The sequence below is a fragment of the Caballeronia pedi genome (assembly GCF_001544915.2).
GTDB classification, from domain to species: Bacteria; Pseudomonadota; Gammaproteobacteria; order Burkholderiales; family Burkholderiaceae; genus Caballeronia; species Caballeronia pedi.
The window spans coordinates 36,904-46,704 of the sequence record NZ_FCOE02000053.1; the positions used below are offsets into that span (position 1 = coordinate 36,904).

Annotated in this window: 9 protein-coding genes; 3 read left to right on the forward strand and 6 right to left on the reverse strand. The window is 64.2% G+C overall.

Annotated features, from left to right (window positions below):
• Positions 1–11: 11 nt before the first annotated feature.
• The 5 genes from AWB80_RS38550 to ampC all read right to left on the reverse strand — a co-directional run bounded on the left by AWB80_RS38550 (position 12) and on the right by ampC (position 6,880).
• Positions 12–1,454 (reverse strand): MFS transporter, encoded by a 1,443-nt coding sequence (locus tag AWB80_RS38550; protein ID WP_061179875.1) that lies wholly within the window; start codon positions 1,452–1,454, stop codon positions 12–14.
• A gap of 52 nt (positions 1,455–1,506) precedes the next feature.
• Positions 1,507–3,468, reverse strand: coding sequence for an aconitase family protein (locus AWB80_RS38555; protein ID WP_061179876.1), 1,962 nt, complete (start codon positions 3,466–3,468; stop codon positions 1,507–1,509).
• Between the two features lie 93 nt (positions 3,469–3,561).
• Positions 3,562–4,455, reverse strand: a complete 894-nt coding sequence (locus AWB80_RS38560; RefSeq protein ID WP_061179877.1) for a LysR family transcriptional regulator — start codon at positions 4,453–4,455, stop codon at positions 3,562–3,564.
• Between the two features lie 70 nt (positions 4,456–4,525).
• Entirely contained in the window at positions 4,526–5,494 is a 969-nt protein-coding gene (locus AWB80_RS38565; protein WP_061179878.1) for a ferritin-like domain-containing protein, read from the reverse strand.
• 222 nt (positions 5,495–5,716) lie between these two features.
• Complete coding sequence (gene ampC / locus AWB80_RS38570; protein WP_061179879.1) at positions 5,717–6,880, reverse strand: class C beta-lactamase; 1,164 nt, start codon at positions 6,878–6,880, stop codon at positions 5,717–5,719.
• 108 nt (positions 6,881–6,988) lie between these two features.
• Between ampC and gcvA the strand changes: the two genes are divergently transcribed.
• Positions 6,989–7,870 (forward strand): transcriptional regulator GcvA, encoded by an 882-nt coding sequence (gene gcvA, locus AWB80_RS38575; protein WP_061179880.1) that lies wholly within the window; start codon positions 6,989–6,991, stop codon positions 7,868–7,870.
• Positions 7,871–7,872: 2 nt separating this feature from the next.
• On the opposite strand, the gene AWB80_RS38580 is transcribed toward gcvA, so the two are convergent.
• Positions 7,873–8,634, reverse strand: coding sequence for a YoaK family protein (locus tag AWB80_RS38580; protein ID WP_061179885.1), 762 nt, complete (start codon positions 8,632–8,634; stop codon positions 7,873–7,875).
• Between the two features lie 142 nt (positions 8,635–8,776).
• Between AWB80_RS38580 and AWB80_RS38585 the strand changes: the two genes are divergently transcribed.
• Positions 8,777–9,286 carry a MarR family winged helix-turn-helix transcriptional regulator gene (locus AWB80_RS38585; protein ID WP_061179881.1) on the forward strand — a complete coding sequence of 170 codons (510 nt, stop codon included), beginning with the start codon at positions 8,777–8,779 and terminating at the stop codon, positions 9,284–9,286.
• A gap of 4 nt (positions 9,287–9,290) precedes the next feature.
• A partial coding sequence (locus tag AWB80_RS38590) for an FUSC family protein (protein ID WP_143328233.1) occupies positions 9,291–9,801 on the forward strand: 511 nt, incomplete at its 3' end.

Consider the following 9,801-nt stretch of genomic DNA (forward strand, 5'->3'; position numbering starts at 1 on the left):
GAATCAAGCGCTCAATGCGAAATGCTTTCGAGCGACTTCCCAAGCGTGCGCGGCCCCATCAATCCGATGGACAGCATCACGAGCAACATCGCGCCCGCGATGAACCCGAACACACCCGTCACGCCCGCCTCTTTCAGCACGAACGCAATCACGAACGAACTGAACACCGCCGACAACCGGCTCCACGAATACACGAAACCGACGGCACGAGCGCGGATCATCGTGGGATAAAGCTCCTGCTGATACGTGTGATACGTGAACGAGATGATGTTGCCCGCAAGCGTAAGCATCACGCCAAGCGAGACGATCATCACCGCCGCCGACGCCTGACTGAACAACAAGCCCGCAACGATATTCACCCCCGCCATGAACACAATCACATGCTTGCGCTCGAAACGATCAGCGATCCAGTAGCCGAGCAACGGACCGAGCGGCGCAGCAAGCCCGATCACGGTCGTATAAAGCAGGCTCGACGTCACCGTCACGCCCTGCCTGACCAGCAGAGTCGGCACCCAGTTTGCGAATCCATAAAAACCCACCGTCTGGAAGATATGGAAGATGATGAGCATCACCGTGCGCGTGCGATACGGCGGTTTCCACATGTCGGCGAAACCAGCCTTTCTGGCGATCGGGTCGGACGGTCCCGGTGCGGGCAGCGGCTTGCCATACTGCAGCGCGACCTTGTCTTCCAGGCGGCGCAGGACTTCATCGGCTTCCTCGACACGGCCTTTGCTCGCGAGCCAGCGTGGACTTTCCGGAAGATTGCGCCGGAAGTACCACACGAACAGCGCGCTCACGCCGCCCGCCATCGCGACCCAGCGCCAGCCGTCGAAGCCGAACGGCGCGCGCGGCACCAGCAGATACGAGAGAAACGCAACCACCGGCACGGCGGAAAAGCCGATCGCCTGGCACACGGCGAAGGCTCGGCCGCGCAGATGCTTCGGCGCGAGCTCCGACATATACGTGCCGATGGTAACCAACTCCACGCCGATACCCAATCCCGAAACGAAACGCCAGAAGTTGAGCCAGAGCGCCGTGTCCTGAAACGCCATCACGGTATTCGCCGCGACGTACCACAGCAGCGAATACGTGAAGATCGCGCGCCGTCCATAGCGGTCGGCGAGAAAGCCGCACGCGATCGTGCCGATGAACAGCCCGCAAAACAACGCGGCGATGAAGCTCGCGACGCCCGTCGTGCCGAACAGGCCCGCGGTCGTCGCGGTGAGAATGCCGCTCTTCACGAGGCCCGGCGCGATGTATCCCGTGAATAGCAGATCGTAGAGCTCGAAGAAGAAGCCGAGACTCAACAGAAAGACGAGCTTCCACACTGCGCGCGTCGCGGGAAGCCGGTCGAGTCGCGCCGAAATGCCCGCGGTGTCCGCGAGCGCGGGCGCGTCCGTTAGCGCGAGGCCGGGAGCGTCGTGCAGACGCGAAGTGCCCTGCATGATGGCCATTGCTGTCTCCTGTATGTATTGTGATGCCGCATCGATGGCGGCTCGATCCTGCTTACTTCATGAACCGATGCTGCAATTCCGCAAACGATGCGATGCTGCCCGCGAGCGCGCTCGCCGCGACGGTCGGCGGGCTTGCGAGCCACACTTTGCCCGGACCCGAGCGGCCCGGAAAATTTCGATTGATCGCGCTGATCGTGACCTGCTGCGCGTCGGTCGATGAACCCGGTCCGCAGTTCGCACACGCGCCGCACGAAGGCTGAAGCAGAATCGCGCCGACGCGCTCGAACGCATCGACATAACGTTTCTCGATGCAATAGTCGCGCACGTCCTGCGTGCCGAATTGCAGATAGAGCTTCACATGATCCGGCACGCGCAGGCCGCGCGCGGCGGCCCATGAAAGCACATCGTGATAGTGATCGAAGTCCTCGCGCTTGCCCGCCGTGCATGAACCACCGTAGGCGATATCGATGCGCGGCCTTTGATCGAGCGCGGCAAGCGCGACGCCGTTGCCGGGATCGCCGGGCGCGGCGAGCATCGGCGAGAGACGCGCGCAATCGATGCCGATCACGTCGGCGTAGCGCGCGCCTGGGTCGCTGTGCATCCACGGCTCGATCGTGAAGTCGATGCCGCGCCGCTCTTTCAGGAAGCGCACGGTTTCATCGTCGGGGGCGACGATGCCGGTGAAGCCGCCGAGTTCGGCGGTCATGTTGGTGAGCGTCGTGCGCTCGTCGGTCGACAGGCTCGCGATGGCCGTGCCCGCGAATTCGAACACCTTGCCGACGCCCGCGCCCGCGCGGATGCGCGAATCCGCGAGCAAGTGCAGCACGATGTCCTTCGCCGTCACGCCTTCGGGAATCGGACCGCTCAGTTCGATACGCAACGACTGCGGCACGGTCATCCGCACCGCGCCCGTGACGAACGCGTTCGCCATGTCCGTCGTGCCGACGCCGAACGCGACGCACCCGAGCGCGCCGCTATGCGGCGTATGCGAATCCGTGCCGACGGCGACCTGCCCCGGCAATGCGTAACGCTCGGCCATCATCGCGTGCGAAATGCCTTCCGAGCCTTCGTCGACATCGCTCTTCGTTTCGCTCAGATAGCCGTGATTGCGCACATCGTAGTCACGCGCGAAAGCGCGATGGGCTTCCGACAATTCACGCACGTTCGGCAGCAAGCCATTCCTGATATGCAGTTCGCTGCGATGCGAATACGACAGATGATCCTCGAACGCGAGCATGCTGCCCGGATCGCGCAGCATCAGCGGGCGCCCGAACGCCGCGTGCAGCATATGCGCCGCCATGCCGGTGTAGTACTCGTGGATGAAGCGCCAGTCCGCGCGCACGAAGATGCCGTTGCCCGGTTCGAGCGAGGCGTTCGTGGCATCGGTGACCAATGCATGGCGCGCGAGAATCTTTTCGACGAGCGTGCGCGGCGTGTCATCGACCGATGTCGCGCCAGCGCCGACTCGCTGCATGTGCGACTTTCCATAGCGCAGCAGCCCGCCGCTCCTCAGGATCGCGGCGGCGAGCGGATCGCGACCGGCTACGAGCTCGTCGATATCGATCGCCTCGCCGCGCCGGATTCGCTCGATCAGGCCGAAATCCGTCGACGTGAATAGCCCGAGATTGTCCGCATTCTGCCGATAGATCCGCTCGAAGCTGCGCGCGATCACGAGGCGAATGCCCGCGTGATATTCCGCGAGCGGGCTATGCTCGCGCGACGATCCCTTGCCATATCGATTGCCCGCAACCGTCACCTGAAAGCGGCCCGCGCGCACCGCATCGACGCCCACCGGATTGCGCCCGCCCGTATGAAAACCCACATACGGACACTGACCGAGACGTTCGTCGAAACGCGTGAGCACGCTGATCGGCGTGATTTCGTCGGTGGAAACATCGTCGCGCAGCGCGCCTGCTTCATCGGGCGTCAGATCCTCGCCCGCGAGCTGGCGCTCGACGTTTGCCGGGTCCACGCACAGAAACAGGACTCGTCCGCTCACATCCAGTTTGGCCATCGCATTCTCCTTCGATGTCAATCTAGACGCACATGCGCGCATGCACGAAGTGTTCGTTCGTCACAGGGGGCATCGCGAGACGCGATGTCCGTATTAACCCTTGCCGTCGATGAGGGTATCGATCAGCGCCTGCACCGCCTTCAGACGCGACGACTTGCGCGGCGCATGCACGCGCAGGCAACGGCCGCTGCCCCAGGTCTCACGCAACGGCACGCGCACGAAGTTGCGCGACCCCGCGAACGCGGACGCCGCGCTCGTCGGCACGATGCCGATGCCGAGCCCCGCTTCGACCATGCGGCATTGGGCATCGAAACTATTGACTGTGACCGTCACGTTGAGCGGCAGGCGCGCGGCGTCGGCGTGCTCTTTCAAGGTCTGATCGAGCGAGCCGCCCGCCTGCAACGCGACGAGCGGAAAGCGCGTGACTTCGGCGAAGCTCAGCGCGCCGGCCTGCGCGAGTTCGTGCGCGGGCGGCAGCACGACCATGAGCGGATCGCTGGCGAAGTGCCATGAGTCCAGGCCCGCGGGCGTCTTCGCGCTCGCCGATATGCCGACGTCCGCACGATCGTCGAGACAGGCGCGGATGACTTCATCGCTGATCTGCTCGGTCAGCGCAATCTCGACGAGCGGATAGCGCGCCTTGAACCGCGTGAGCCGCTCCGGCAGGAAGCCGACGATCGCCGATGCGTTCGCATGCAGTCGCACGACGCCCGCGATCTGACCGCTCATCGACTGGATTTCGCGCGCCATGCTTTCGAGCTGGCCGTGGACGGAACGCGCGCTGGCATACGCGTGCTGACCCGCTTCCGTCAGTTGCACGCCCGTCGGCGAGCGGATCAGCAGCGCGACGCCGATGGCCGCTTCGAGATCCGCGATGCGTCTGCTCAACGCGGAAGGCGCGATGTGGCTGCGGCTCGCAGCGCGCGCGATCGATCCTTCCTCGACGACCGAGATGAAAAGCTCGAGACTGTAGGGATCGATACGCATTCGTGTGACGTGCAAGGGCCAATGGCGAAGTATGTCACGGGCCCTTGCGAATCACGAAGCGTCGGCGGGACTATGCGCTCATGTGCAACGTGCCGTTGACGCCGTTCGGGAAGAAGCCGCCCTTGGTCGTCGACGCGCTCGTCAGATACACGATATTGAGCACGTTGGCATAGTTGCGGCTGAACGCGAGGCCGTTGTCGTCGAGCGGCACGATGTTGGACGAGCCAGGCGTCGCGCCGGTGATGCCCTGATCGTCGGTGCCGACGTGATCGAGACTGCCGCGCGCTTTCGATATCGCATTGGCGGCCGTGACGAGGCTGCCCATCTGGATACCCTTTGCATAGAGCACGGTGCGCACGAGACCCGCGTGATAGGCCTCGGCGGCGAGAATGCCAGCGGCCGCTTCGAGATAGGTCTTGTTGCTGATGAGCGGCGCCGCGCCCTTGTACGCGGTCACGCCGACGTCCTCGAAGATGAACGCGCCGAGCAGAAAGTTGTTGTCGTCCTGATACGGATTGAACGCGACGCCCGCGCCCACGAGACCCGCCGCGCGCGCGGCCATGGAGAACGCGCCGTTCGGATCGGTCCCGCCGATATCGATCGCGGGCTGCGCGACCGCCGAGCCGCCGAGAGCCGAGCGCAGGAACGTCACGTGCTCGAGTTCGTCCTTCGCGATCTCGTTGGCATAGGCCTTCACCACCGGGTCCTGAAACGGCACTTGCTGTCCGCCGGTTACCGTGCCCATCGTCCCGACACCGCCAGTCATGCTCGCGGCCAGCCCCGCTCCCGTCGTGGCGAACGAGTAGAACTGCGATTCGAGGTATTCGAGATTGAGCGCGAAGTTGAGGATCTCCGCGTCCGTGGGCGCGCTCGAATTCGCGTTCGCGTTATCGCCAGAGCCGCCGCCGCATGCGCTGATCAATGTGCCGCCGACGAGTCCCAACCCCAGGCCCCCGGCGTTCCTGAAAAACTGACGGCGACGCTCGCGCCGCTCGACACGACGATCCAGCGTCTCAATGAGAGGTTTCGCATTCGACATGACCTTTCTCCGAAAACATTCCGACGATATGAAATGGCGCGGACGAAAGGCCGAAGATGCGGTCCGACGATGCGCTCACGCTGGCGTTATGCAAGCGGAGGCCGGATCGAAGGACCTGAGTTAAAGGCATGAGGGTGCGGCGTCTCCGTTATGACATACGGCCCGATGAACGAGCCGGATGCATATGCGCCGATCTATTTCGATGTGCGGATGCACATCGCTTTACTGGTGTTGGACGAGCGACGTGATGATCGCGTACGCGGCCTTCACGCGCTCTTCGTTCGGGATGTTCCTGTTCGCCAGCATCACGATGCCCACGCGCTCCTTCGGCACGAACGCGATATACGCGCCGAAGCCGTTGGTCGAGCCGGTCTTGTTGATCCATACATCGTCGCGCGGCACTTGCGGCGGATCGATGCGGGTGACGGGCGTGGCGTTCATGATCATCGCCGCCGAGTTTCCGTCGAGCAGCGCCTGCAACGCGACCGGATACGGATACTGCTCCCAGATGAGGTCCTGCGTCATCGCACCGGCCTGGAAATAGCCCGTGTGCGTGGCGTCGACGGCGCGCTGGAACGCCGGATCGATACGCACCATGTTCATGTTGATCTGCAGGAAGCGCGTCATGTCGGCGGCGGTCGATCTCACGCCGTATGCCTCCGAGGACAGCACACCGCCCTTCATGCGGATCGGCGTGTCATCTTTTGCGTAGCCTTGCGCATAGTCGCGCTGCTTTGCTGCGGGCACGTCGATATAACTGTGCTTCAGGCCGAGCGCGGGAAAGAGGCGCGTTTGCATCAGCACATCGAAGTCCTGCCGCATGCTCTTCGCGGTGATCAGACCGAGCGTGCCGATGCCGGGATTCGCATACGTGCGGATCGTGCCGGGCGGCTGAGCCGGACGCCACGTTCTGAAGTACTGCATCAACTGGTCATTGTCGTGAACCTGGTCGGGCACTTGCAGCGGCAACCCGCCCGGCGTGTGCGTGCCGAGATTCAACAGCGTCACCTTGCCGAACTCGCTTCCCGCGAGCGACGGCAGATGCCTGCTCACCGGATCGCTCAATGAGAGATCGCCCTCGATCTGCGCGTAGGACGCAAGCGTCGCGGTGAACGTCTTGCTGATCGAGCCGAGTTCGAAAAGCGTATCGCGCGTGACGGGCTGCTTCGTCGTCTTCGACGCCAGCCCGTAATCGAACACGTATGGCTTGCCCTGCACGACCACGCCCACCGCCATGCCCGTGATGCCGTGCAGCGCCATCAAGGGCTTGATGGTCTCATCGACGGTCGACTGGATTCCGTCCGCGTCACCGGCATACGCGGCGCGTGATATCGCGCCAAAAGAAAAAATGGCTGCCGCCAACAGACTCAGCGCACGAAACTTCATCGTCTTGATCCTTCGTTCTGGTTTGCATGATTGGAACGAAGCGAAATATCCGCTCTTTTTCGCGCTTCGACAATCGAGGATAATTTGCCGCAGGCAATAGAAAATCTTATGCGAGCCATGCGACCTCATCTTCCCCTGAATGCGCTGCGCGCGTTCGAAGCATCCGCGCGGCACCTGAGCTTCACGCGCGCCGCGCAGGAACTGAACGTCACGCAGGCGGCCGTCAGCCAGCAAGTGCGCGCACTCGAAGAGCGGCTCGGCACGCCGCTCTTCAGACGCCTGCCACGCGGTCTGCATGTCACGGATGAAGGCCGCGCCCTGCTGCCCGTGCTGAGCGACGCGTTCGGCCGCATCGAAGCCGTGCTCAAGCAATTCGAAGGCGGCCATTTTCATGAGGTGCTGACCGTCGGCGTGGTCGGCACGTTCGCGGTCGGCTGGCTGATGCCACGGCTGAAAGCGTTTCGTGAGACGCATCCGTTCGTCGAATTGCGGCTGCTCACGCATAACAATCTCGTCGATCCGGCGTCGGAAGGGCTCGATTTCGCGATCCGCTTCGGCACCGGCAACTGGCCCGCGACCCACAACGCGCTCCTGCTCGATGCGCCGCTCGCCGCACTCTGCGCGCCCGATATCGCGCGCCGCCTGAACAAGCCGTCCGATCTCGCGAACGAAGTGCTGCTGCGCTCCTATCGCGCCGACGACTGGACCGACTGGTTCGACGCTGCCGCGCTCGATGCGTGGACGATGAACGGCCCCGTGTTCGACTCATCGCGCCTGATGGTGGAAGCCGCGGTGCAAGGCGCGGGCGTCGCGCTCGCGCCGCCGCGCATGTTCGTGCGCGAATTGCAGGCAGGACTGCTCGTGCGCCCGTTCGATATCGAAGTGAAAACCGGCAGCTACTGGCTCACGTGGCTCAAGTCGCGGCGGCTCTCGCCGGGCATGCAGCTGTTTCGCGACTGGATCGTCGCAGAGGCCGCGCAATCGCCGTGAGATCAGCGGCGCGCGCGACGCCGGCCCGCAGCAAGATCGTCCGCGAGCGGCACGGACGAGAACAGCAAGAGCAGCGCGGCAAGCGGCACGGTCGTCGCGAAGCCCAGATGCGCGAAGCCGATTGCGCCCGCGAAACCGCCGAGCATGAACATCGCGAAAAGCGCGCTCAGCAGCGCGAGACGCGCATGATTGGCGCGCACATAGCCGGCGTCATCGCGCGCGACGCCACGGTTCCAGTACAGGCTCTTGCCGATTTCAATGCCAATATCCGTGACAAGACCCGTCACGTGCGTCGTGCGGATCTCGGCCTTCGAGATCTTCGTGATCATCGCGTTTTGCAGGCCCATCACGAAGCACAGCAGCGCGACGGTCAACGGCACGTCCCACACGCGATGCGTTTCCAGATTCGCGCCGAGCACGCCGAACACGAGTAGAAGCGCGGCTTCGAGCAGCAGCGGCGTGGCGAATACGCTGTGCGCGCGACGCCGTCGTCCCCAGTTGATGAGCACCGCGGACGTGGCCGCGCCGCTGAGAAACGCGCCCACCGCGCCGATCGCGGAAAAGACGAAGGCGGCCTGCCCGAGCACGAGGTTATCGGCGATCGAAGAAACGAGCCCCGACATGTGCGACGTGTATTGCCCGACAGCCAGAAAGCCGCCTGCATTCGCCGCGCCGGCGACGAAGGCCAGTGCGCAGCCGAGGCGCCGGTTCGCGGAATCGGTGCGGCTGGGCGAAGTCAGGCCCCGGAGATAGGCGATCGGCATGGCGGCGCGTTCGAGATGGTCGAGCCGAAAAGATAGCACGACAATTTGCGTGCCCGGCCTCCTTTCGCCGTACACGTTCTGAAAGAAAAAACATAAGTCGATAGGATGCTAACGAATAGACTTCTCGCTATAATGCCGCCGCATGACCCATCTCGACATTCTGCGCCGCTCCGTGAGCAGCACGCTCGTGCTGGCCGCGCGACGCTGGCGCCGCACGAGTCACGGCGTGCTCGCTTCGTACGGCGTGTCGGAAGCGTGCGCCGTGCCGCTGCTCACGGCCAACCGGCTCGGCGAGGCGGTGCGTCAGGTGACGCTCGCGGAGCACGTCGGCATCGAAGGTCCGTCGCTCGTGCGCCTGCTCGATCAACTCTGCTCGGCTGGCTTGGTGCGCCGCGACGAAGACCCGGAAGACAAGCGCGCGAAGACCATCACGCTCACCGATGAAGGCCGCGCCGTCACCGCGCGCATGGAAGCGCGCCTCGTCACGCTGCGCGCGCGGCTCCTGAAAGGCGTGAGCCGCGAGGATCTCGAAACGACGCTGCGCGTGCTTAACGCGTTCGGCGCGTCGCCGGACGCGAAGCTGCTCGCCGCGCTCGAAGCGGTCGACGAATCCGCGAAGCCGGCCCGCTCCGCCGCAAAGCGCGGAGCCTAGCGCCATGGCCTTTCCATCCGCGCGCGAGTGGCTCTTTTCCGCGAAGACCTTCGCCGCCGCGATGATCGCGCTGTATATCGGCCTCGCGCTCGAATTGCCGCGCCCCTATTGGGCGATGGCGACGGTCTATATCGTCTCGAATCCGTTCGTCGGCGCGACGCGCTCGAAGGCGCTCTATCGCGCGCTCGGGACGATGATCGGCGCGGCGGGCGCGGTGCTGATCGTGCCGCCGTTCGTCGAGTCGCCGTTTCTCTTCAGCGTGATCGTCGCGTTGTGGACGGGCACGCTGCTCTATCTCTCGATGTTCGACCGCAGCGCGCGCAGCTATGTGTTTCTGCTCGCGGGCTACACGCTGCCGCTGATCGCACTGCCGGCCGTCACCAACCCGACCACCGTTTTCGATCTCGCCATCACGCGCACCGAAGAGATTCTGCTCGGCATCGTGGTGGCGAGCGTCGTCGGCAGCGCGGTGTTTCCGAGCCGGCTCGCGCCGACGCTCATCGAACGAACGGACG

Excerpts from the sequence above, each read along its gene's own strand:
- AWB80_RS38550 (WP_061179875.1), bottom strand. The coding sequence starts at position 1,454 with ATGGCCATCATGCAGGGCACTTCGCGTCTGCACGACGCTCCCGGCCTC.
- AWB80_RS38555 (WP_061179876.1), bottom strand. The coding sequence starts at position 3,468 with ATGGCCAAACTGGATGTGAGCGGACGAGTCCTGTTTCTGTGCGTGGAC.
- AWB80_RS38560 (WP_061179877.1), bottom strand. The coding sequence starts at position 4,455 with ATGCGTATCGATCCCTACAGTCTCGAGCTTTTCATCTCGGTCGTCGAG.
- AWB80_RS38565 (WP_061179878.1), bottom strand. The coding sequence starts at position 5,494 with ATGTCGAATGCGAAACCTCTCATTGAGACGCTGGATCGTCGTGTCGAG.
- ampC (WP_061179879.1), bottom strand. The coding sequence starts at position 6,880 with ATGAAGTTTCGTGCGCTGAGTCTGTTGGCGGCAGCCATTTTTTCTTTT.
- gcvA (WP_061179880.1), top strand. The coding sequence starts at position 6,989 with ATGCGAGCCATGCGACCTCATCTTCCCCTGAATGCGCTGCGCGCGTTC.
- AWB80_RS38580 (WP_061179885.1), bottom strand. The coding sequence starts at position 8,634 with ATGCCGATCGCCTATCTCCGGGGCCTGACTTCGCCCAGCCGCACCGAT.
- AWB80_RS38585 (WP_061179881.1), top strand. The coding sequence starts at position 8,777 with ATGACCCATCTCGACATTCTGCGCCGCTCCGTGAGCAGCACGCTCGTG.